At 59.0% G+C, this 23,945-nt stretch carries 18 protein-coding genes and 1 pseudogene; 11 read left to right on the top strand and 8 right to left on the bottom strand.

Going from position 1 to position 23,945, the window contains the following annotated elements; all coding sequences use genetic code 11:
* Positions 1 to 10: 10 nt before the first annotated feature.
* Positions 11 to 1,060 (bottom strand): LacI family DNA-binding transcriptional regulator, encoded by a 1,050-nt coding sequence (locus C8J43_RS16545; RefSeq protein ID WP_133031807.1) that lies wholly within the window; start codon positions 1,058 to 1,060, stop codon positions 11 to 13.
* 278 nt (positions 1,061 to 1,338) lie between these two features.
* Between C8J43_RS16545 and C8J43_RS16550 the strand changes: the two genes are divergently transcribed.
* Together C8J43_RS16550 and C8J43_RS16555 are read left to right on the top strand one after the other, a co-directional pair.
* Complete coding sequence (locus C8J43_RS16550; RefSeq protein ID WP_133031808.1) at positions 1,339 to 2,580, top strand: MFS transporter; 1,242 nt, start codon at positions 1,339 to 1,341, stop codon at positions 2,578 to 2,580.
* The gene (locus C8J43_RS16555) at positions 2,577 to 4,178 is read left to right on the top strand and encodes a glycoside hydrolase family 43 protein (protein ID WP_243645624.1); all 1,602 of its coding nucleotides are present in this window, start codon (positions 2,577 to 2,579) and stop codon (positions 4,176 to 4,178) included. Before C8J43_RS16550 ends, C8J43_RS16555 begins: the two co-directional genes overlap by 4 nt.
* Positions 4,179 to 4,353: 175 nt before the next feature.
* Here the strand turns inward: C8J43_RS16555 and C8J43_RS16560 are convergent, their stop codons facing one another.
* Together C8J43_RS16560 and C8J43_RS16565 are read right to left on the bottom strand one after the other, a co-directional pair.
* A complete protein-coding gene (locus C8J43_RS16560; protein ID WP_207893423.1) occupies positions 4,354 to 5,262 on the bottom strand; it encodes an aldo/keto reductase in 909 nt (302 codons plus the stop codon).
* A 390-nt stretch (positions 5,263 to 5,652) separates the two neighbouring features.
* Entirely contained in the window at positions 5,653 to 6,291 is a 639-nt protein-coding gene (locus tag C8J43_RS16565; RefSeq protein ID WP_279388844.1) for an FkbM family methyltransferase, read from the bottom strand.
* Between the two features lie 1,351 nt (positions 6,292 to 7,642).
* Between C8J43_RS16565 and C8J43_RS16570 the strand changes: the two genes are divergently transcribed.
* Positions 7,643 to 7,855, top strand: coding sequence for a hypothetical protein (locus C8J43_RS16570; RefSeq protein WP_133031811.1), 213 nt, complete (start codon positions 7,643 to 7,645; stop codon positions 7,853 to 7,855).
* A gap of 2,069 nt (positions 7,856 to 9,924) precedes the next feature.
* On the top strand, positions 9,925 to 10,527 hold the full coding sequence (locus C8J43_RS16580) for a recombinase family protein (protein ID WP_133031812.1): 603 nt from the start codon (positions 9,925 to 9,927) through the stop codon (positions 10,525 to 10,527).
* A gap of 383 nt (positions 10,528 to 10,910) precedes the next feature.
* On the opposite strand, the gene C8J43_RS16585 is transcribed toward C8J43_RS16580, so the two are convergent.
* On the bottom strand, positions 10,911 to 11,411 hold the full coding sequence (locus tag C8J43_RS16585; protein WP_133031813.1) for a MucR family transcriptional regulator: 501 nt from the start codon (positions 11,409 to 11,411) through the stop codon (positions 10,911 to 10,913).
* Between the two features lie 443 nt (positions 11,412 to 11,854).
* On the opposite strand from C8J43_RS16585, the gene C8J43_RS22385 reads away from it, so the two are divergent.
* From C8J43_RS22385 to C8J43_RS16595, 3 genes are all read left to right on the top strand, one after another.
* Positions 11,855 to 12,652 carry a PAS domain-containing protein gene (locus tag C8J43_RS22385; RefSeq protein ID WP_243645625.1) on the top strand — a complete coding sequence of 266 codons (798 nt, stop codon included), beginning with the start codon at positions 11,855 to 11,857 and terminating at the stop codon, positions 12,650 to 12,652.
* A 60-nt stretch (positions 12,653 to 12,712) separates the two neighbouring features.
* Positions 12,713 to 14,170, top strand: a complete 1,458-nt coding sequence (locus C8J43_RS22390; RefSeq protein WP_243645626.1) for an EAL domain-containing protein — start codon at positions 12,713 to 12,715, stop codon at positions 14,168 to 14,170.
* Positions 14,171 to 14,441: 271 nt separating this feature from the next.
* Positions 14,442 to 16,793, top strand: a complete 2,352-nt coding sequence (locus C8J43_RS16595) for an EAL domain-containing protein (protein WP_133031814.1) — start codon at positions 14,442 to 14,444, stop codon at positions 16,791 to 16,793.
* 275 nt (positions 16,794 to 17,068) lie between these two features.
* Here C8J43_RS16595 and C8J43_RS21945 read toward each other — a convergent pair whose 3' ends face one another.
* The 4 genes from C8J43_RS21945 to C8J43_RS16605 form a co-directional block, all read right to left on the bottom strand.
* The gene (locus tag C8J43_RS21945) at positions 17,069 to 17,236 is read right to left on the bottom strand and encodes a hypothetical protein (protein WP_165899650.1); all 168 of its coding nucleotides are present in this window, start codon (positions 17,234 to 17,236) and stop codon (positions 17,069 to 17,071) included.
* A 247-nt stretch (positions 17,237 to 17,483) separates the two neighbouring features.
* The gene (locus C8J43_RS16600) at positions 17,484 to 17,690 is read right to left on the bottom strand and encodes a hypothetical protein (RefSeq protein ID WP_133031815.1); all 207 of its coding nucleotides are present in this window, start codon (positions 17,688 to 17,690) and stop codon (positions 17,484 to 17,486) included.
* A 611-nt stretch (positions 17,691 to 18,301) separates the two neighbouring features.
* Positions 18,302 to 18,442: a hypothetical protein gene (locus C8J43_RS21950; protein ID WP_165899651.1), complete on the bottom strand. Its 141-nt coding sequence runs from the start codon at positions 18,440 to 18,442 to the stop codon at positions 18,302 to 18,304.
* A 223-nt stretch (positions 18,443 to 18,665) separates the two neighbouring features.
* The gene (locus C8J43_RS16605) at positions 18,666 to 19,082 is read right to left on the bottom strand and encodes an antibiotic biosynthesis monooxygenase (RefSeq protein ID WP_243645628.1); all 417 of its coding nucleotides are present in this window, start codon (positions 19,080 to 19,082) and stop codon (positions 18,666 to 18,668) included.
* Positions 19,083 to 19,629: 547 nt separating this feature from the next.
* Between C8J43_RS16605 and C8J43_RS16610 the strand changes: the two are divergent.
* The 4 genes and pseudogenes from C8J43_RS16610 (at position 19,630) to C8J43_RS16625 (ending at position 23,257) form a co-directional block, all read left to right on the top strand.
* A pseudogene (locus tag C8J43_RS16610) lies at positions 19,630 to 21,515 on the top strand (beta-N-acetylglucosaminidase domain-containing protein).
* Positions 21,516 to 21,787: 272 nt separating this feature from the next.
* Complete coding sequence (locus tag C8J43_RS16615) at positions 21,788 to 22,000, top strand: hypothetical protein (protein WP_133031816.1); 213 nt, start codon at positions 21,788 to 21,790, stop codon at positions 21,998 to 22,000.
* Entirely contained in the window at positions 22,000 to 22,530 is a 531-nt protein-coding gene (locus tag C8J43_RS16620; protein ID WP_133031817.1) for a vgr related protein, read from the top strand. The genes C8J43_RS16615 and C8J43_RS16620 overlap by 1 nt, the downstream gene beginning before the upstream one ends.
* A gap of 139 nt (positions 22,531 to 22,669) precedes the next feature.
* Positions 22,670 to 23,257 (top strand): hypothetical protein, encoded by a 588-nt coding sequence (locus tag C8J43_RS16625; RefSeq protein WP_133031818.1) that lies wholly within the window; start codon positions 22,670 to 22,672, stop codon positions 23,255 to 23,257.
* The last annotated feature ends 688 nt before the right edge of the window (positions 23,258 to 23,945 follow it).

Genomic DNA, 23,945 nt, shown 5'->3' on the forward strand with positions numbered 1-23,945 from the left:
CCGTGGACGCTCAAATCGTCTGGGTGATCGCGCGTGGAGGGGCGGTCGATTCCCGTTCGACGAGCACATGGTCGAGAACGTGAGACTTGGCCATAGCCCTCCCGGTGCCCCCGTCCTGGCGCATCGCCTGGATGAGCCGTTGCAGCGCCTCCGCAGCCAGCGCGCGGACCGGTTGGCGTATCGTCGTCAGCGGCGGCCAGAGCGTGATCGCGGCCGTGCTGTCGTCGAACCCGACGACGGTCAGGTCGCTCGGCACATCGAGGTGGCGGCGGTGCGCGACGGAGACTACCGCAGCGGCCATGTCGTCGTTGCTCGCGAAGACGGCCGTCGGCGGTCGCGACCCGGCCAGCAACGTCTCGCCGGCGATCAGACCGGAGGCGTAGCTGAAATCGCCTTGGACGATCTGCGTTTCGAGTGCGCCGTCCTCCTGTATCGCGGTCTGGAATCCGGCCAGACGTTCGGTCGCGGCGGACTGGTCGAGATTCCCCAGCACGAAGCCCAGATGGCGATGGCCGAGCCCGATCAGATGGCGGGTCATGTCGTAGGCCGCCCGGTGGTTGTCGATGCCGACGCAGATCGCGCCGGGTGCAACGCCGCCGACGATGGCGAGCGGCAGGTTCGCGTCCGCGACGATCGCGCGGATGATCTCGGATTCCCCGAGCGGCGGCGCCAGGATCATGCCACCGATCCGCGATGCGATGAGCCCCTCGACCGCGGATCGGGTCGGTGGCTTGCCGTTCTCGCCCTTCAACAGGATCAACTGCGCGGCGTGGATCGAGGCTTCCTCGAACACACCGGCGAGCAGGTCGCTCATGAACGCGGCGCTGGGGTTGGAATAGATCACGCCGATCCGGACCTCGCGCGAGGTGACCAGATTGCGCGCCGTCAAATTGGGCGTGTAGTGGAGTTCGGCGATCGCATCGGTAACCAGCGCGCGGGTCTCGGCACGCACGCCTGCGTCGCCGTTGATGACCCGCGACACGGTCATCGGCGATACATTGGCCCGTTTGGCGACATCGATGACGGTCGCCCCGCGAGGCCGAGAGGGAGAGCGCTGCATGCGTATCTCTACCCAGCCGCCGACTTAGGGGTGCCAATCGTCTTGGCTGTATACGGGGTTTCGGCTTCGGAACTCGTCGTCATGCCCCGACGTGCATCGTCGGCAGGTTGGGGGTCAATGCATATCCGCGCCACCCGCCGGATTGTCGTCCGGATCACCATGCGAGCGACGCACGGCAGCGTATCGGACCGCCACGAACTTTATCGTTGCGACGGGTTGCCGACCCTCATAGCAAGGCTCGATCGTATGATGCTAGCGCTACTAGGCAGGGCAGGCGGATGAAGCGATTTCCCTATATTCGCTGGACGATCGTCGCGGTGTTCGTCGGCGCGATGGTCATCAACTATCTGACCCGCAGCATCCTGGGGGTCGCAGCGCCAGCGATCATGACCGAGCAGCACATCTCGTCCGAGCAATATTCCTGGATCACCGGCGCATTCCAGTTCGGCATCATGTTCCAGCCGGTGGCAGGCTATTTCCTCGATCTGATCGGGCTGAAGATCGGCTTCACGCTGTTCGTCTCGATCTGGTCGCTCATCACGCTGGGACATGGCTTCGCGACCGGGTGGATGGGGTTCGCCGGTCTGCGCGGTGCATTGGGACTGGTCGAGGGATCCGCGCAGCCGGCCGGCATGAAGCTCGTGGCGGAGTGGTTTCCGGCACGCGAACGGGGGATCGCCGGCGGCCTATACCAGATCGGCGCCTCGTTCGGTGCGGTCTTCGCGCCACCTCTGGTGGCTTGGGCGGTCTTCAATCACAGCTGGCGGGCGGCGTTCTTCGTCGCTGGCGGACTGGGGCTGGCATGGGTCGTCCTCTGGCTATTCTGGTATGCGCCACCCGGGCGGCACCGCGCGCTGTCGGATGGCGAACGGACGCTGATCGTCGAGGGGCAGGAAGCCGAACTGGTGAAGCGTCGGCGCCGACCGCCGCTCGGAGAACTGCTTCGGCGTCGGAACCTGTGGGCGATCGCCGCCGCGCGGTTCCTGGCGGACCCGGTCTGGGGCATGCTGTCGCTGTGGATGCCGCTTTACCTGGTGCAGGCGCGCCATTTCGATCTGGGGCAGATCGCGCTGTTCGCTTGGCTGCCGTTTCTCGCTGCGGATCTAGGGTGCCTGTTCGGCCCCGCCGTGGTCGCGTTCCTGCAACGCCGCGGGGTCCAGTTGATCGATGCGCGGCGCAGCGCCTTCACGCTCGGCGCGGTGATGATGACCGGCATGATGTTCGTCGGCAGCGTCACGAGCCCGATCGCCGCGATCGCGCTGTTGTGTTTGGGCGGGTTTGCGCATCAGACGCTGTCGGTCACCGTCATCACCTTGTGTTCCGACCTGTTCCCACAGGATCAGGTGGCGACGGCGACCGGTATATCGGGAACCGCGGCCAATCTTGGTGTTCTGATCTTCACGCTGACGCTCGGCGCGCTCGTCGATCAGGTCGGGTATCATCCTTTCTTCATATTGCTGGGGCTGCTCGATATCGTCGGCGCGGCGCTGCTCTGGACCATGGTGCGAAAGACCGCATGACTTCACATCGTATGACACCGGCCAACCCCATCCTGCGCGGGTTCAACCCCGATCCCTCGATCGTGCGCGTCGGCGAGGATTATTATATCGCTACGTCCACGTTCGAATGGTTTCCGGGCGTACAGATCCATCACAGCCGCAACCTGACGGACTGGCAGTTGGTCGGTCGGCCGCTGTCGAGACCAACGCAACTCGACATGCGCGGCGATCCCGATTCCTGCGGCGTCTGGGCACCCGACATCAGCTACAAGGATGGCCGCTTCCATCTGATCTACACCGATGTGAAGCGCTATGGCCGCACTACCGTCGACGGCGCGAAGGGAGCCTCGCTCCGTGATTTTCATAATTACTGGGTCTGGAGTGATCGGATCGACGGCGACTGGTCCGATCCGGTACATTTGAACAGCAGCGGATTCGATCCCGCGCTGTTCCATGACGACGACGGCCGTAGCTGGTTGCTCAACATGCTGTGGGATCACCGCCCCGATCGCCAGCGGTTCGCGGGTATCGTCGCGCAGGAGATGGACTTCGCAGCGGGCCGCCTGATCGGCGATCGCCGCATGATCTTCGAAGGAACTGCGCTCGGCTTTACCGAAGGTCCGCATCTCTACAAGCGCGACGGTTGGTATCACCTGCTGGTCGCAGAAGGCGGCACGGGGCGCGGGCACGCCGTCGTGATGGCACGCGCGCGTAACCTTTTCGGGCCCTATGCGGTACATCCTGATGGCCCCGTCCTGACCGCCCGCGACAGCCCGGACGCGCCGTTGCAGCGGCTTGGTCACGGCGATCTCGTTGAAACCGCCGACGGCCAGACGTGGATGGCGTATCTTTGCGGCCGGCCGCTGCCCGACAGCGACCGGTGCGTGCTGGGGCGCGAGACTGCGATCCGGCCGATGCGCTGGGACGACGATGGCTGGCTGCGCAGTGCCGAGCCGCTCGCCGATACCGTCGTCGAAACTCCCGTTCGCGCACTGGACGTTTTCGATTTGCCGGTGCTGCCGCAGGCGTTTCAATGGCTTCGCACGCCGTACCCCGACTATCTCTTCAGCCTTACCGAGCGACCCGGCCATCTGCGCCTGTTCGGTCGCGAGACGATCGGCAGTCACTTCCATAAGGCATTGGTCGCGCGCCGACCGCAGGCGTTCCGTTACGACGTCCGCACGCTGATGGACTTCGATCCCGAGCATTTCCAGCAGGCGGCGGGGCTGATCTGTTATTACAACAGCAGCAAATACGTCTTCCTGCACGTCACCGCAGGAGACGCGGGCGAGCGTCAGCTTCAGGTCCTGTCCGTCCTGCCGATCGGCGAGGGACGAAGTACATTGACGTCGCCCGTGGCGCTTCCGCCCGGACCGATCGAACTCCGTGCGAGCGTCGATCACGAACGGCTGAACTTCGGCTTTCGGGTGACGCCTGCCGCCTATTGGCAGTGGCTGCCAGAGACATTCGATGCCAGCCTCCTGTCGGACGAGGCGACGCTGCCCGGTCTGCCGAACTTCACCGGAACTTTTGTCGGCATGGCCTGCCAGGATCTTGCCGGGACCGCACGCCCCGCCGATTTCCGGTTTTTCCAGTATGTCGAGGACGGGGCGGCCTGACGGAGATCGGCCGTGTCCAAGCTTGTTTTGCAATATCTGGGCCTGTCCCGCTCCGCGAAATCCTTACCGTAGTGCCATCGTAGCACCGTGAAGTAACGCGCTAGAGGACACGGTTGCCGATTGGAGCCGACCGGGCGCAGATCTCTTCTCGGACTGCCGGCTCCAGAATGACGTTTCAGCTTCGAACGTCTCCGCCGCCGAAGACGACCTGGTTGCGCACGGCAGGGGCGAACAGGCCGTATAGAAACGGCAGGTTGCCACCGCTCACCGCATCGAGCGCAGCACGGTGCTCGGGTGGCAGGTCGAGGCCGAGTGCGGCGACATTGTCGGTTACCTGCTCCGCCCGGCTCACGCCCATCAGCGTCGATGCGACGCCGGGCTGCCCGACCACCCAGGACAGCGCGACGCGCGCCGGCGTCTCGTTCATCTCCGCTGCGACGCGCTTCAGTTCGTCGAGGATCTGCCAGTTGCGCTCGGTGAACAGCGTGTCGCCGAACGGATTGTCGCCATCGAGCCGCTTGTCGTCGACGGGCCGCGCAGTGTCGTCCTGCCCGGCCTGGTTGGGGACGCCACCCGCGCGCTTCGGACCCGCCTCGATGGTCGCGCGGTCGTATTTCCCGGTGAGCAGACCATAGGCGAGGGGGCTCCACGGCACGAGCCCCATGCCCGCCGATCGCGCGAGCGGCAGATGCTCGGCTTCGACCCCGCGTTCGACCAGCGAATAGAAATATTGCAGGCCGATCGGCGCCGGATCGCCCTGGACCCGCGCCAGCGTCGCGAGTTCGGCGACGTACCAGGCCGGGGTATTGGATATGCCCCAATAGCGGATCTTGCCCGCTGCGACGAGCGCGGTCATCGTCCGCAGCAGTTCCTCGGGCGGCGTGACGCCGTCCCAGACGTGCACCCAGTACAGGTCGATGAAGTCCGTCCGGAGTCGGCGGAGCGATCCCTCGACGGACGCCAGGATGTGGCGCGCGCCATTGCCGCCCGCGTGATAGCCGCGGCCGGTTGCAAACCCCGATTTCGTCGCAATGACGATCCGATCGCGCGACGATGTGCGGCGACGAAGCGGCGTTTTGCACACCAGCAATATCAAGGCAGAACACCGCTACTCCTCGTTGCTGCCGGAGCATTCACATGGTTCGTGTTATCTACGCTGATCTATGCAGGGCCTCTGCTGGCTGGCTGCCGGATTTCTTAGAGGTGCTGGTCGGGCTACTTCTATTAGGTGGTCCATTGAGGGTAGGGTGCTAAATCGTCGTATCAGGATCGAAGCAGCCAAGGCTCGGAAGCGTTGTATAGGAAACGGCTGATCACAAGTCGGTAATCCACGGCGCCCGCTTACCAGCGCATTGTCCCGCCAGCTGCCCGTCCGCTTTCTTTCCCAGCTCGGCCATTACGCTATCACCGAGATTACGTCGTTGGCGGCTATTTCTTTCGCCCACGAGAGCGAACATGGCCGACGTTGCCAAATCTAACGTCGAAGCAGGAGCATTCGTAAGGGTTCTTCACCGTTCATAAGAGCGTCTCGCCCAATGGGCTGGCGGCCGATTCCGTGTTCGATGTCATGGATTGCAAAGCCGGCTTTGGTAATCTCATCGATAAATTGCCCGGCGTCGGCGTACACAGAAGGAGAGAACTCAACAACCATGGTACGAAGATGTTGGCCGTCAACCATCTGGCGCATGCCTTGCCAAATTGCCTCCTCAAAACCTTCCGCGTCGATTTTGACAAAATTTGCTTCCAGAGCGCCAGGAACGCCGTCCAATCGACGTGTGCTGCACTCGATGCTCATCGAATTCGCGACGATTGCGCCGGTAAGTTGGACTCCTCCCGGATGGTTTAATGGGATCATTAGCGTAACATCCCTACCGTCGCGCTCCGCGAGAGGGAAAGTGTGCACCGTTACTCTATCCGTAACGCCGTTTAAAATGCATGTGGCTTCAATGCGCTGGGCCATTGCCGGGTTAGGTTCGATTGCAAGAACTCTTCCGGCAGCGCCACATCTATCAGCCATGATCATCGAGAAGTAGCCAAGATTTGCACCTACATCATCGCGGCCATACCTTTTTTCAAAGTGTCTATAACAATTTCTGTGACGTGAGGCTCCCAAATACCATCGGCGATAATATGTGGTGATACACTCCAGTCGTTCGGATCTACAAACATCTTATACTGCCCAAGCATCCGGCAAAGTACCATCTCGTTGCCGAGAGATTGCGCAAAAGCACGTTTATGAAGTTATCTTCTCCGCAAAGCTCGCTGCATCTGCGGAAAATGTCTCAAATACGAAACTTTTCGTCCAAAAATGGTCGGGCCGATTGGTCTTGGCATGCAAGCTTATTAGGTGACCGGCTCTGACATTCAAGCCATGCCAATTATTTTATGGCGCAAATTAAAGTTTTTTGAATTTGGGAGTAACAATCGGGCGATCATGGTATAAGGCCTATCCACGCCGTACACCCGATCTATAGCGCGAGAGGTGCCAATTGCTGGCTGCCGAACAGGGCTTCACACTCGGTGCACTTTCCGGGCAGGCATAGGCCGTTCGACTCCTGACCCGATCAAGCATTGAGCCGCGGATCGCGGGGTGCAGGAGTTAAGTCTCACTATCCTTGAAGCAAACGACAGGGCAAGCGGTTCTGCCGGTCTCGGGGCTACAGTGGGTTTGGCAGGTCGGCCCCGACAAGTTCAAGTCGCGAAAGCACCATCGTACGGGCTAGCCCTGCGCTTAGACGGCAGTCCAGTAGCTTAACCTGCCCGATACAACACGATTTTCATTGCCATTTGCCGATCCTTTTCGGGGAAGGTCCGAGCGTGGAGCGAGCATCTGCCTTTTCAACAGCGGAAGGTGCGCTTTCCTTCGGTTCCGGAGATTGGCGATCCCGGCCGCGGCGTATAACCCCTCCGCCTCTGCCCCGCGGAAACGCGAGGTTTCTCGACGTCCTATGTCGCGATGTACCCCCGTGACACCCCAGGCAGACTAAGAGATCTGGTCAACTAAATCAGAATTGAACCATATGGCAGTCCGTCGCCTACGCCCAATTGACGACATAGCCGGTATCTCGCTCACTCGGTATTAACCGCTAGCACTCATGACGAGACTCATGTCGAACAGGCCGGATGCGAGTGTTGTGGAAGCAGGTCGGCGCAAATTCCGTGTCGAGTGGAAGGAAGGCGTTGAGCATCTTCGGCTCCCCGCACGGAAGGCGTGGGTCGGATCGGCATTCCTGAGTATCTGGCTGCTCCTTTGGGCCTAGGGTGGCAGCAAGGCGGTAATTAGCCACTATCAGGATGCGATGACACCAGTTTGGATTGTCGTATTGGTGCTAGTGTTGGCCGGAACAACGATTTTACTTATAGGTCAAATCGTCGGCGTCGACATCATTCGGGTCCATCAAGGCGAGTTGACGATCACAAGACGTGCTGGCCCGTTTGTACGCACGTGGCGGTATAGCACCCACATGATCGACAATCTGCGCATAGACATGTCCCAGTGGGCCGGAGAGGACAATGACGGAGCCCAGTATGTTCCTTTCACGAAGCAACAATGGGGTACCGTTCGTTTCGACTACGGCGCCGAGACGATCCATCTGGCTCCTGATGTCGACGCAACTGAAGCACTACAAATTGCTGACTGGCTTCGGCGACGCTTGCCCGTTTCGGCATCCTGCTGATCAAAATATTGGTCAGGCTGCCACCTCGATCGAAGCGCTGTCGAACGTCCGCTTTCCTACCATCTCGGCTATTCCACTAACGCCCAATAGTCGACACCGGGCTTTGTCTAGCCGCTTGCTGATAGCGGTCGTTGAGCGGGTCATGGAAACGTGCACGATCACGCGATGTCGATCGGACCGAAACCACGCATTTTGGACGAAGATGCCGCCTTCCGGGCGATGTGCACGTACGTCGAGGCTTATTGGGGACGGAGCCTTCGCTCGTCCAACGACATCGCGGAGCTTCGGACTATAATGCATGACGACCCAGCTACTGCTGACGACTGGGCCGGGGCCGTTGATAAGGTTGTCCGTTAATAGCGCTTCTCGCTAACGCCCTTAGTCGTGATCAAGCCGTGCGATCGGCGTCGAATCTCGAACGGTGTCCGCAAGTATCGTCCGGCAGTGCCGCCTGCAGCAAGGTCGGCGCGAACAATGCGTTTCGGAACGCCTTCGACGGACTATCCTTGGCGACGGTGGCCAACGACTGGCTGACGGGTTGTCGATCTACGTCTTCAGGCGAGCCTGTCCTAAATCCTTCTCTCGCGTTCTCGTGCCGTGCCGACCCGTCTTAGATGGGCGATGTCGGGTTGCTCCGCAGCTTGATGATACGACGGGGCTACGTCGCGGCACGGCAGCGGCACGGCGCGTTCCTCGCGGATGCCGTTTCAGGCGATCCTTCGATCTAGCTCGGTGCCGCCTGTGATCGTACGCGCTCGCAGGGTGCTGCTTTCGTCAAGGCGGCTCTGGCCGACGCCAGCGCCTGCTCATCCGCGTCCGCGCCGCCTAACCGGCCGATTCTCGGAGCCGAGCGGACGGCGAAATTCGTTGCCATCGCGAGACGTCGATTACACGTCGCGTAGGAACGGCGGGAGGGAGACGACTCGGACGGAATGCGCATTGACCGGTAGATGCTCTGCCCGATCGACCGCATGCAGAGCATCGTCGGTGACCGACGGTCCGTTCTGGTCCTGCGGGAATTGTTCATGGCAACCACGGGTTCGACGAGATCCAGGCACAGACCGGTGCTACGCCGCAGATGCTGACGTCACGCCTGAAGAAGCTTGCTGAGGCCGACGTGATCGAACGTCGCCCTTACAGCGAGCGTCCTTCACGCTACGAATACCCTCGAGCTCATCCTGCACACCCAGGCGTGGCGCGAAGCCCCATCGCGGCGTGCTTCATCCGGTCGGTTCAGCATGCGAGTCGCGCGACATCTGACCTGAACAAACGGCAGCTAAGCAGTTGCGGCTCTCCATAGCCGCCGTTCCGCTTTCCACCAAAAGCGCTGCTTCGGTCTGGGCTTGGAGCAGAGACGGCGGGGCGGGCCAGACCACACAGCGGCTACTGTCTGTGGGCGGCATTGCCTTCAGCGCCGAAGCGCACAAAAAGGGGAAACTCAGGAGAAGCCCAAAGCAAAACGGCCCCGCATCGCTGCGAAGCCGTTGGAAACTCTGGTGGACGCACTTGGGCTCGAACCAAGGACCCGCTGATTAAGAGGCGGGGTTTCTATTAATTAAAACAATCACTTAGCTGCATTCGTGTTGAACTGAACGCATATTGAAATACTAACTGGCAACTAAGTTCGCCAACGTGCAAATGCACAACTCCGGTCACATTCGCGATCGGAGCATGCTGAATTTTCCTGCAGTTGGGTTCATTCGGATTTCCATGGCATAGGGCTCACGCAGGACCTATTACGGCCAACGGGTAGGGCGTTGAGTTTGTGTGGCTGCCGCGCTGCTCATTGCCGTCGACCGCACTGCGGTTTGGACGCAAGCTTGCTGCATCACCGCTCGTGTTTTGTGCGGAATTCGAAGACAGTGATGGTTGGTTCGATCGGCCGCGAAATACCTGAGTCAGACGTAGCGACTTTGACAACTTTTGCGTCTGCAATAGATTCTCAAAAACGATCAATTTCGATGTGCGGGCATGTGATAGACTCTAGCAGGCTGGGCGTGCGTATCAAAATACATTCTCGATAGACGATACCCATGCTAGCTATGACAGATGAGTTTTGAGAACGCACCATGCTAATTGGCTATGCCAGGGTCTCCACACCCGAACAGGATCTTACTCCTCAACTCGACGCTTTACGCGAGGCCGGGTGCGAACGGATTTTCAGTGATAAGGCCAGCGGCGCCAAGGCCAGTCGAATTGGCTTAGCAGACGCACTGTCGCACGTGCGTACAGGTGACGTGCTGGTGGTCTGGAAGCTCGACCGTTTAGGCCGGACGATGAAAGGGCTGGTCGACCTTGCGGCGGACCTGGAGGCGCGCAGCATCGGGCTTCGATCGCTGACCGACGGTATCGATACGGCTGGCACCGCCGGCAAGCTGGTATTCCATATCATGGCGGCAATGGCTGAGATGGAACGCGATCTTAATCGAGAGCGCACGACAGCCGCACTGATCGTGGCCCGGCGACAGGGAAGGGTGGGCGGCCGAAAAACGGTGATGACGCCGAAACGGCTCGAAGCGGCCCGTGCATTACTAGTGTCTGGAATGTCTATGCGGGAAATTGCACCTGCGATCGGCGTCTCGGTCCCGACTCTCTACCGCCACCTTCCAGCGCCGGAGCAGCAAGTGATCGACGCAGAAGAGCAGGCAGGCACATTGGCAAGCGTATCTTGAGCCCCGCGTTGGATACGTCCGGAACCGGACAGGGGTATGTGGTCCAAACGGTATCCAGTTCAGTCCTGCGAACGGTCAATGGTCGAGGCATCCGTCAGAATGTCGGGACGTAATCTGATGATCTGGCGGTAACCGCGAAATCATGGGTGGTTGCAGCGAAATAGGGGGTAACGCTGAAGGCCATCATATCGGAATATCAATGCGTTTTGTGCCACTTTCCCTGCTGCTGATCCTTTGGGCGTGTAACGATCACAAGAGACCCAATAGCTTCGACGGCAAACCGAGTGAGAAGAAAGCAGCGCCCTACAACGGCGTGCCGGAGGACGAGCAGAAGAGATAGCAGGCCAGAGAACTGGCCTTCATCGCTGAAGGCCAGCTCGAGGCTACTCTACCGCGTCTTCAGCCTTGCGCTTGCGCGGTGCGGGCTGGGCTGCCCCTGCCTTGGCTGCGCTTGTCTGACCAGGTTTGCGACCCAGGCCGTTTCTTTTCGCCATGGCGCGACGGCTTTCCGAGTATGCCGCAGCGACCATTGGGTAATCGGCTTTAAGATTGTAGCGCTCGCGATATTCGGCTGGCGTCATGCCATTGGTCGAAAGATGACGCCGTAAGGTCTTGTACGGCTTGCCGTCGATCATGCTGATAATGTGATTTGGGTTGGCAAGCGATTTGCGAGCCGTGACGGCGCCGACATACTCCTGGACCTCTTCGGCTGTAGTGTCTGGAGTTTGCGAACCATCCACAAGCGACTGAACGCTGCTATGCATTTGCATCAGGAACGCTGGAACGTCATCGGCGGATGTCCGGGTATTAGGATTGCTGAGCCAGGCAATCGTCAATTCGGTTGCGAGTTCGACAGGATTGGGCTGGTATGTTTCGTCGGACATAAAGAACTCCATTTCACTGATGCGCCAGTATCGGATTTTTTGTTTTTTTACAACATGCCGATATCAAAACTCAGGCAGCTTCATGGGTCGGGACATCTTGCTATCGACGAACTCACACATTTTTGAAATCAACGTGCGCGATAACCTCTACCAAGCCAAACAAGGCTTAAATCTGAAACGTAACGAGACGATCCAACTCAGTGTCCCCGGATTACATAATTATACATTTGCAGAGCCGTTTAAAAACGATGGTCGATCCGACTGCAAAGAAACTGCAGCTACCTTGAAAGGACGCCCGGAGGTATGTCACATCGTTCGCTTACTTCGGGTGTCATTAGCAAATTAGATAGATCTGAAACCTTATCTCGTACGTCAGCGTTTACAGGAGCGTAGAAGCCTCATTCCCGTGCCAAGGGCATGTCGACGCCCGCGAGGAGTGACGGATGAACGAAGATATCGGCGCCGATTTGGCGCATGATGATACGGCAGCTGCACAAGGCCTGAGCGCGGCGGATCATAAGACCCTGAGGCAGATTACTGACGATGCCGTGCATGCGACGGACGCGTACGGTGCGTTCATCTGCGAGATCATCGATGACACGATGTCGGTGATCGCGACGAGTTCAAGCCAGTCCGTCGATCTCGTAACGCCGGTGCTTGGATCGATGGGTTCGCGCGACGTCACCATCCAGACGATCGGCTTGCCGCCAACCTGGGTCGTTGGGTTCTCTGGGCCCGAGGGCAGCAATATTCGTTTCGCCGCACTCGTCTCGCTCGTCAGGGACGTGCCGACCTATCTGATCCTGATCGACAAACGGCAGCGCAAGGGTCTCAGCCTCGCCCAGATCTATACGGTCCGGGCTCACGCCGCGCATCTATCGACCGTTCTTAATTTACAGCTTCTACGTAAAGGGGCCTTCTCGAGCGACCCGAACGGGCGCGACTTCGATATCGAGCGGCTTCGTTTGCTCGAATCTGTTGCCGTACACGCGCGCGATTCCATCATCATAACCGAGGCAGAACCCGTCAGCCTGCCCGGCCCACGCATTCTCTACTGCAACGCGGCGTTCACGCGCGAGACCGGATATCTGCCCGAGGAGGTTATTGGTCAGACCCCTCGTATCTTGCAAGGGCCTGACACCGATCCCGTTACCCGCGCGGAGCTACGATACGCTCTCGAAAACTGGCAGCCGATCGAGGTCGAACTGGTCAACTACCGTAAAGACGGTAGCACGTTCTAGGTCGAGCTCAGCATCGTCCCCGTTGCCAATGAGAAGGGCTGGTATACCCACTGGGTTTCGGTGCAGCGCGACATTTCCGAGCGGAAAAATGCAGAGGAGCTAGCGATCCGCGTGCGCGTCGCCGAAGGGCAGAATGCCGCCCTGGCAAGTGAGATCGTCGAGCGGAAGCGTGTCGAGGCCGAGTTGCTCTACACGGCGTTTCACGACGGGCTGACGCGGTTGCGCAACCGTGCGTACTTCATGAGCCAGCTTCAGGCGGCTCTGAACCGTGAGACCGAGCAGAGCGGACAAAACTGCGCTATCCTTTTCCTGGATCTGGACCGTTTCAAGATCGTCAACGACAGCCTTGGCCATGTTCACGGCGACGCACTTCTGCGCGAGGTTGCCCAGCGCCTGAAACGCAGCGTCAGGCCGCAAGATACCCTGGCCAGAATCGGCGGTGACGAGTTTGCCATCCTGATCGAGGATTCAGCCGGACTGGCGACGGCTGTCGAAGTAGCCGAACGCGTTATCGAGGCTATGCGAACCCCGCTTCAACTTTCCCATCAGAGCGTCTTCCCCTCGGTCAGTATCGGGATATCGCGGTCTCTAGGCCGCGATACGTCGCCGGACGACCTGATCCGCGATGCCGATATCGCGATGTATGAGGCCAAGCGTGCGGGGCATGGTGACTATGCCATCTTCGATCCCTCCATGCATGAGGTGGCGGTTGCTCGCCTTGCCCTGCAGACAGATTTGCGCCTGGCGGTTCAGCAAGGGGATTTTCATCTCGCGTATCAGCCCATTGTCGATCCAACGACGGGCGAGATTTCCAGCTTCGAAGCGCTGCTTCGCTGGGACCACCCCCGGCTCGGGTCGATCGCACCGGCGGAATTCATACCCGTGGCAGAAGAGATCGGGGTTATTCGCGAGATCGACCGCCGGGTCATGATCGAGGCGTGTACGCAGTTGAAAAAGTGGCACGTCATGCAAGGCCGATCCACGCTCAGGATGAGCGTGAACACATCTGCCGCGGAGTTCGTCGACCCCGCCTTTCTAGACGATCTAGCGGCGGTTCTGGCGTCATGCGATCTGCCACCAAAATGTCTGGAGCTGGAGATAACCGAAGGCATCTTCCTGCACTCCTCGCCGCAGATTGCCGGGATCATCGCCGCAATTCGGCAGTCTGGCGTTCGTATAGCCCTTGATGATTTCGGAACGGGCTTTTCCTCGCTCAGCTATATCAGCCGCTACCCCATCGACACGATCAAGATCGACAAGTCGTTCATCGACGAAATCTGTACGCGCAAAAGCACCTATGCGATCGTCGACCTGATTATGGGCTTGGGTAAAGCACTGGGACTCAATATCATCGCCGAGGGTGTCGAAACCAACGATCAGGCGAACAAGCTCATCGCCATTGGTTGCACAGCCACGCAAGGGTATCTGTACTCCAAACCGCTATTGGCGGGCGCTGCTAGCGATGCGCTATCACGTTCTATGCGTCAAATGACGTCGCGTGAACTGAAGCTTGGATAGGCGACGTAAAACACAAGATAATCGTCAACAGGGGTGGGCGACGGCATTTGGCGACGATCGAGAGGCTAGCGTCCGGAATCACCTGTTTTTCGCAAAATCGTGATTGAGACCGGATTTGGGTGCGGGGCACAGCGCGTCGGGAACCAAAATGCGTAGCTTTTCGCTAATTTAGAGCCGATTCGGTTCTGTAGTCGAGAGCTCGTTAAGAGTTATTAGTTATTTCGTTCAAATGGATAGCTCTTTATCATCCGTCATCGACTGTATGCGAGACATGCATGATGGTCGGCTCGTCCTTTTGGCAGCGGTCGTCTGCGCTATTGGGACCTACGCATCATTCGCTCTTGCGCATCACGCCGGTCGGGCAAGCGGCGCTCCGCGGCTCAGGTGGGGCGCCGTCAGTATCTTGGCCAGCGCATGCACCGCCTGGGCGACGCACTTTATCGTCTTGTTGGCGTTCAAACCGGGGATGCCGGCGGCCTTCGATCCTATGCTGACCGGCATATCGCTGGCGTGCGCAATCCTGGGTATTGGCGCCGGCGTGTCGATTTCGCTGCGGGTACGCAGTCGCTCCTCACAATTCGTCGCGGGGCTGGTGGTTGGATCGGGCGTCACCGCCCTTCATTATGTGGGGCAGGCCGCCTACCTGGTGCAGGGACAGGTCGCATGGAATATGTGGCTGGTGGTCCTGTCGATCATGGTCAGCCTGCCTACGTCCGGGTTTGCCATGATCGCAGCCAGCAGTCGGTCACCGCGCCTGCGTCTAGCGGCACCGCCGCTTTTGCTGCTATCGATCGCGCTGCTGCATTTCTGCGGCATGGCAGCGATGACGCTTCGCTTCGATTCGGCCAAACATCTTCCCACCGACGCGATCACCCCCGATGCGATCACCCCCGTCGTCGCAGGCGTGTCGTTACTGCTGATCGCGCTGGCAGTGCTGGGCCTGCGCTTCGAGACCGCGGCGAAAGCCAGGCTGAAGCAGGATCGACGGCGCCTGCGTGAGCTCGCCGATGTCGCGCTTGAGGGGCTGCTGATCTGCCAGGGCGATCTCGTTGTCACGGCGAACGACAGCGTCGAATTCATGGCCGGGCATGTGTCCGGCGCGCTGACCGGCAGTCATGTCAGCTCCCTGCTACCCGGGCTCGACGTCGCGAGTATGCCCGAACGTGAAGAACGCGAGATCGACCTCGTTCGCGCTGACGGCGGCAATGTTCCTGTCCGGGTTCTGCGACGCGAGGTCGCTTTGGGCCACAAGGTCCAGACAGTGATAGCGATCCGCGACCAGCGCGAACGCCTCAAGACCGAAGCTCGGATACACGAACTGGCCTATACCGACGCCCTGACGGGCATCGCGAACCGTCCCAGGTTCTTCGACCAGCTTGCCATGCACACGGCATCGCGTCGTGCAGTCGACCGGCCGTGCGCCGTGATGATGATCGACCTGGATCGCTTCAAATACGTGAACGATACTCTCGGGCATGCTGCGGGTGATATGATTCTCAGGATGGTCGCCGAACGCCTCCGATCGACGTTGCGCGAGAGCGACATCGTTGCCCGCCTTGGCGGCGACGAGTTCGCCGTCATGCAGGTAGCGACGAACGAGCCCGGCGCGGCATTTGCGCTTGCGGCGCGGATTGTGGAGGTGGTCGAAAGCCGACCGTTCATGGTGAACGGCCAGCCGATCCATCTTGGAGCGAGTGTCGGCGTCGCGCTGTGCCCGAGCGACGGTGAGGATCCCGCTGACTTGATGCAGAACGCGGATCTCGCGCTCTATGCCGCGAAGGCTGAAGGGCGAAGCACCTTCCGTCGATACGACGTCTCGCTCGATGAAAAGATGCGGGAGCGGCGTGCTATCGAGGCCGGGCTGCGAACTGCCATCGCGGAGGGGCAGCTTGAACTGCACTACCAGCCACTAGTCGACGCCGCGACGGGCTGCATTACCTCGGCTGAAGCCTTGGTCCGCTGGAACCATCCTGAGCGCGGGCTTATACCGCCCGCCGAATTCATCGGCATCGCCGAGGAAACCGGTCTTATTCTCCCACTGGGCGAATGGGTCCTTCGCACCGCATGCGCTGAGGCCGCAAGCTGGCCCGCAAACATGGGCGTGGCTATCAATTTGTCGCCAGCACAATTCCGAGAGAAGTCGCTCGTCGATATCATCGCGGCCGCCCTGGAGTCTGCCGGTTTGGCAGCAGACCGTCTCGACCTGGAGATCACAGAGGGTGTACTCTTGTCTGACGAGCACGGGACAATGCAGACCCTGAACGAGCTGGTGGCGTTAGGCGTCCGGGTTTCTATGGACGACTTCGGAACGGGATACTCATCACTGAGCTACCTTCGTAAATTCCCGTTCGACAAGATTAAGATCGATCAGTCATTCGTCAACCAATTGCCCGAGGACGAAGAGAGCGCTGCGATTGTGCGCGCAATCATCACGATGGCGAAGTGTCTTGGCATGGCAACGACGGTCGAGGGCGTGGAGACACAAGCGCAGTTTGCGTTTTCGGTAGATGCTGGTTGCGACACGCTTCAAGGATATCTGATTAGTAGGCCGCTTCCTGGCGCGGCGCTCGCGAAGTTTGTCGCGTCCGGTGCCGATCCTTCACTTGGGCGAGTGGCTGCGTGACCGTGCATCGGATTACAACCGACGTGACCCATATTTCTCTCTCCTGTTGGAGCCAGAGTCTGTCCCGTTAAAGGGTCGGGCAGACGAAACGGAAGCGGTTTTGAGAAGAGTAGATCGTCGGCATCCTGAAGGAAGTTGAGCCGGGCTCGGTGGTCAAGGATCTGTGGCGACGGCATCCGCGCTCCTAGGGTACGTTGCAACGTACGCAGTAACAAAGGCGCGTAATTGTGGGTCGCTAACGGTTGCGGCGCAGTGTCTCTCCGCCGCATGAACACCTATGCGGCAAGAACCAGAAACGCACGTTCGTGGCGGTACTTCTCTCCGAGCGTCGCATAGACTGCCGCTTGATCTAAATGGCTTCGCCGCTCGCCGGCGGTTTTGGCGCGCGATGCGACAGCTAGCTCAATCTCTGTCAGCAACTCGTAATTGATATTGTGGGGCACAGCAGGTTCCATCGTTCGCGCCGAATTCGTAGTGCTCTAGGCACGATCAAATCTCCAAAAAGACGCGGGTTCGAGACCGTTTTTTGCATCCATCATGAATGGATCGCATCCGCGCCTCACTACGGGGGTATCGCTGGGGTACATCGCCCCTCTAGCACGTCGAGAACAACGCATTTCCATGGGTTGGGGAAGCCTGCGGCGGAGAGTGTCTCCGAGGAACGACTGAAATGAGAAGGAGAGCAGACGTTCAGCGCCAGATTGCGCGGCCCTTGCCGTAGCCGGGAAACTTACGCTCGAACTCGTCCACGAAGCACAACCTCACCGCATTCAGATCGCCAACCAGATCGTGCGGAAACTTCGCTTGTCCGGCTTCATATAAAAGGCTGAGCATGACTTGCTGCATCCTCTCGGCGGCCTCGACCGACACACCGTAGTCATCGCGTTCTACTTCCATAATCTCCGGATGCTGCAATCGCGAGCGTTGGCAAGTGGGCGAAGTCGGCCTTAAGGTTCCTACTCACGACCGAGCGGTTTCGTGCCGATAATCTGTTGCCCGCGCGCCGTTAGAGCGCAGTGCAAAAGTCGCTCACTCGTCTCCTCTGCCGCCTCAACCGATAACGTGACCACTACACCGCCTGGTCCAGACACGTGCACGCAACCATCTGCTGCGACGACATCCGAAGGTATCTCGTGGATTGGGCAACTCACATGACGCTCCTGATTAATGCAGGAGAAGAACGACTGCGCGACAAAGGGTGTCCCACTAACGCCATTGAATTCTTAACCGCGATAAAATCGCGCTCTCCAACATCCCAAACCAGCCTTACATGAATTAAGCGCCTACTCGAACTCGTGACCGCTAAGCAGCTGTTATTGAGCGTAGATTGCCGCCGGCATGCAGTCGCGGTAACGCTTATCCCGCTGAGTCGAACGCGCCTCCCAGTCGCTGGGCATGATGCCACCTCAACTCCTAGGTGACCCTGTCGGAACATCAGCATCGAGCGAGGGGCAACCCACGCATCGCCCAGCTGGGAATATGACGGATCACGCGCGGAAACGGACCGCTTATCGCCGGACGTTGGATATCAAAATATCTAACGTATGAACGATGTAAAGGGCGAGAACCTCGGCCCCTTCCGCGTCTTCTGCTATTGCTAGCGCCTCCAGAAGAAGTGCTTTCATTTGATCATGTTGGTCGAGCGTCATCTCGGCCTCCCGTCCGGTGTTCCCAAACGTGCGGTGACGCTCAGATTTAATAACCTAGATCAGGCAGTGTTACTGGCGCTATTGATTTGGATTAATCAGAGTTAATTATGCAATCACCGACCTCCGGTGTCACGGGCGCGATCTAAACCATATCTCGAACGCGCCGACAGGAGGCGGTCAGGGTTACGCGCTAAGGCAGCGGGTGACACTGCCCTCGCAGCATCTAGGTGCAAGCCGTAGGTTCGCGGTGCTGGCCGGTAGCCTTAGCGCAGAGTCGGATAGGTTGGGCTTCGAGAAGCCTTAGCGACTTTACCATATTTTCGGTTGAGGTTTTGTACTTGATAAAATGTGGTGCTTTGAGGTGAGCCTCGTAAGCTGCCTTGTTGGCATAAACCTCTAGCAATCGAACTTGGTTAGGATGGTCTTTAAGGGCAACTGAGTGCAGCATCAGCACGCCCGGCTCCAGGCGCACCGACGCCTCCTGCTCCTCGGCCAAGATTGCCTTGTAGGCCTCTAATTGCGCGGGATCGATTTCTAGCTCGGCAACGCGCACCATTCGCGGTGCAGCTTCGGAGGGCTCCGAATTGACGCCGGCCACCGACAGAGCGGCAGCGCCGATTGCAAACGAGAGTAGGCTCACCACGATTCTCCTTTTGTCTTTCGATATAACGGCCACTTAGCCACTTCGCCGCCAACTCGATCAGCGGACGTGTCCTGGAGTCTTAATCGAACGGGATCGAGTTGCGGTAACGCCCATCCCGCTGAGTCGAACGCGTCCCCACTCGCTGGGCGCGATGCCACCCCAACTCCCCGGCGCTCCCAACGTCCGATTTGGGAAGGAGAGCGGACAGGCTGCTTTCGGCAATGCGGGTGGCGATAGCAGACTTTGGGCCGCTGCCGGCTTTCCCAAAAAGGATGCTATTTGGGAATGCTCGAGCGGAGCGAATGCGATCAGAGATGAACGCCTTTTAGCCGTCCAAGCCGCGAGCGGGTGCTTACCACGGAAATAGGCTTGTTCACGAAGAGCCGTGCCTTACAGTATCCAAGATAATACCATTCTAGAACCGGAGAACTACCATGCTACGGCTTATCGACGGGCTTTTTCCGGCCCCCAAGCTGGCGCTAGCAGTTGCCGGTGTCTCGGCAATGTTGTAATGCCAGTTTCAGCTGGCCCCGTGACCTCGCCCATGTTGTTTCCGACGCCGGTCTCGCTGACCCTGCAACAAGGGGCGATCACACTCGGCAAGTCAATCGGATTGATCGAAGGACCTGGTAGTGATCGGGAGACCGTCGCTCTCGTCCGCCAGATACTGACGGCGGCGGGTGTCGAAACCATCACAACCGAGCGGCGCCTGCCAACCGTCATCGAGCGACCGTACATCGTTCTGGGAACGGGCAATGTCGGCGTCATCCAAAGCGCTTTGTCGCTAGCCGGGGCCTCGATCGATGATCGGCCCGAAGGCTATACCATAGCCAGCACAGCAACAGGCCGCGGCGGGGGTGTCATCACGCTCGCAGGCCATGACGCCGACGGACTCTTCCACGCTGTTCAGACGTTTCGCCAGTTAGCGACACGCCCCGCCATTCCCGCACTACTCATCCAAGATCATCCCGCAATGCCGATCCGCGGTACGATCGAAGGGTTTTATGGCGCTCCATGGTCAATGGCGGACCGTACGAAGCATCTCGACTTCCTCGCTACCGTTAAAGCGAACACCTATGTTTACTCGCCCAAAGACGACCCATATGCGCGAGATCGATGGCGTGATGCCTATCCGGCGGCGACCTTGGCCGCGCTCGGCCAGCTGGCGGCCACCGCGCGGCGAAACCACGTCGATTTTGTCTACGCAATCTCGCCGGGACCGACAGTCTGTTTCGCCGACCCTGTCGATGCTAGCGCGCTGGAGCGCAAATTCGATGCGCTACGTGGCATCGGTGTCACAAGCTTTTACGTAGCGCTCGACGATATCGAATATACCAAATGGAATTGCGATAAGGATAAGAGTGTCTTCGGTCCGTCGGGCGCGAAAGCCGCCGGTGTGGCGCAGGCGCGGCTGTTGAACGGCGTGCAGACGTATCTGACGCGGAAGGACCCGGCTGCGCGCCCGCTGATCATGGTGCCGACCGAATATTACGACGCGAAGGAAAGCCCATACAAGGCTGCTCTACGCGAGTATCTCGATCCACGTATCGTCGTGCAATGGACCGGCACCGATGTTGTCCCGCCCGCAATCTCGATACCGGATGCCAAGGCCGCGACAAAGGCATTCGGACGCAAGACGCTGCTGTGGGACAACTATCCGGTCAACGATTATGCGCAGACGACGGGTCGACTGTTACTAGCGCCCTATGCCGCAGAGAGGCCGGGCTATCGAGCGAATTGACCGGCATCTTGTCGAACCCGATGAATCAGGAGGCGCCGAGCCGCGTCGCCGTCACCGGGGTGGCCGCGTTTGCATGGAATGACAAAGGATATGATGCCGATCGAACATGGCGCGCCGCGGCGCGAGACATTGCGGGCGGTGACGCACTCGCGACAGCCGCTCTGCTAACCTTTTTCGATACGCAGCACATTGCTCCTACCTTTGGGACGCAGCCTTGGCAGGAGCAGGCACCCCGCCTGAAGGCGACGCTCGACCGCGTCCGGACCGCAATCGCTGATGGCGACGCGGCGGCGCGGTCCGGCGCGATTGCGGACCTTAACCAGTGCGCGGATGAGATCGCGAACGCCCCCGACATCATTCGCTCCGGCACCGTAGATCCTGGTTTCGCTACGCAGTCGCGTCCTTGGCTGGATGCGATGCAGCAATGGGGGCGAGCGCTGAAACTAACGGCGGCGGGCCTCGATGCGGCGTCCCAGGGCAGCAGCGCCGCTTTACGCTATTTTAGAGATGCCGAGCGACTTGCAGCCGTCGCTGCAGCCGTCCAGTCGATACCGGGAGCAACACGATTCGACGGTCCGATCAAGATCGCCGATGGTGTGCTGGATCGTTTCATTGCCGACGCGCCGATGATGATCTCGGTTGATCAGCCGCAAAGTGCAGGGCCGATTTTGAAAAACCGGGGCGGCTGATCCAACACAATTCCTCTTTCCCGAAACGGCCTCTCTGAGATGGAGAAAGGGGAAAGCCCGCGCTTAACGAATGTCCGTTACCAGAAGCCCCGATCGCCAGCCTGAACGTCCAGGTATGGGCGTAAGCGGTATGGCCGGTATGGAGAGGACAGCGAATAATCAAGGCTGTCGACAAATGAGAAGTAATCGTGCCTCGTACGTGTGTTTATCCAACGAACTCACCGCACGGCACCGGATGCCTCACGGATCGTTTGGGCTATAGGAGGTCAGCTATGTCATGGATTGGATCGTTCGGTCGCGCCGTTGCTAGTGCGCTCTACTGGTGGGGTGTCGGGTGGGTCCTCTACATCGTAACCGGCGGCGATCCGCTCCCCTTGGGCCAAGAGCGCAGTGTCTGGCAGGATTACGGCCCAGTCACGCTTATTGTCGTCGGCGCGATCATCATCAACGCGCTCCTCGTACGCCTTGATAGGGGGCGACACTGATGGCTGACCCCACCGATCCCGCTCCGGTAAAGGAAGACAAAGGCCGCCCTCTGACGCCGAGAGAGATTACATTTGCGCGAAAGATATTTGACAACGATCTAGATTACTCAAGGCCGCGTGTCTTCAATTCCGAATGGGCGTTCTTTCAACCTGACAATCGTGCGATGGCGCCAAACGGCAATATCTATCTACCCGGTGATCGATATCGCGACGACTTTTCCAGTTATACCGGTGACTTAGTTCTGTTGCTCCACGAGCTAACACATGTCTGGCAATTTCAACACGGGATGTGGGTTAAACTTCGTCGCTTACTGTACAGTAGATACAGCTACGGCCCGATCACCGGAAGTGAGAATTTTTACGATTATGGTATCGAACAACAGGCGGCGATCGTCGAGGACTATGGTCGCCTCCTACTCCACATGCCGCAGATCGAGGGAACGGGCACGTTCATGGCCTATCGGAGGGTGATCCCGTTCTTGCCCAAGCCCAAAAAGACGCCTCGTCCAAAACGCGCTCAACATTCGTAAATGGCGCTCGACAGCGTGCGTCATTCAACCTCGATCGATCAAGGATGTTCGTAAGCAACAATAGAACTTCGGGTAATCCCGAGTTGAGTAAGGCAAAGACATACCGGAAACTTACGATGACCGAGAGATGGAGAACCCCATGAAGGCGACGTTAGCATTCCTTCCACTTGTTCTGGCCGGCTCCCCCATCATGGCCCAGCAGCTTTCTTTCAAGGCCGCTGAGCCCGACCCAGCGGCTATCCGTATCATGGACCTTTATGCCCGCTGCGCTGTGGGTCGTGATCCGAAAGAAGCTGCTAGAATTGTAGCGTCGGACTACGATACCCATAGCTACCGCGCTGAAATTCGTCGTTTTGCCATGCAGCAAAAGGGCTGTGTGCCGCGAGCTGGAAGTCTGACGTTCCAGCCGGTGATTTTCGCTGGTATGATGGCAGAAGATCTCATGCGCCGACGCCATGTGGACATATCCGCGCTTGACCATATGCCGGCACCTCCAACCCCCAACGGGGTAATTGCATGCGTCGTGCGGACGCAGTCAGCTAAGGTGTCTGATCTATTCCGCACGTTGCCAGCATCGAGCGGGGAAGCGATTGCGATTACCCGCCTGCAAGGGGTGGTGGCCGACTGTCTGCCGCGCGAGCAAGCCCCAATTACAAACAAGGTCATCCTTCGCGCCCAATTAGCGTTGGTGAGCTACCGCTTCGTCGCGTTCAACAACGAGCTGTAAAAAGGACCATGGCTAGAAGATGGTCAAAAAACGTTTGCTAATACGCCAGCAAGCGTCTCGACCGCGATCGAGTTTCGGGAATGTCCGGGATGGGAGGAAAACGGCCCGTCCGCTATTGGGAAGGCAGATCGAGTTAGCGGACGTCGCCTGACGCTGGGAATGCTCCCCAAAGGGATCGGAATTTGGGAAAATGGACCTACTGCGACTTAATGTCTGTACGCGCGCTTGTTGAGAAGCGTCGGCGATCGCTACACTTTATCGTGCCGGCTGAAAAATCTGAAACATTTTACTCACTGGATAGACGCGAGGCGTGATCTGTCGAAGTGTCAGCCTCTGGTGGCGAGTAAGGCTGCTGTAGCCAAGGCCAAGGCTTAAGACGGAATCGCTTAATAGTCCGTCCATTGAATAGGCAACGGCTTTCCCACCGATCGCTCGCGTTACTCGAAGTAAAAAGCACTCCGGTGTAACAGACGGTGTCGAGGCACTCATCAGCCGATACTGCCGGATAACTTCGGATGTTACGGCCATCGCTCGCTATGAACCGACACGACATTGAGAGATAGCCGGGCTTTGCCGGGTAGGCCCATGCTCGACGTCCATTCACAACGCAAGTGACGCGTCCCTGGTCAGCATTCAGGGGGCCAAATTTGTCGCAGAACGTACGGCACTCGTTAGCACTGGAATTGGA

The sequence above is a fragment of the Sphingomonas sp. PP-CE-1G-424 genome, assembly GCF_004341085.1.
Lineage (GTDB): Bacteria > Pseudomonadota > Alphaproteobacteria > Sphingomonadales > Sphingomonadaceae > Sphingomonas.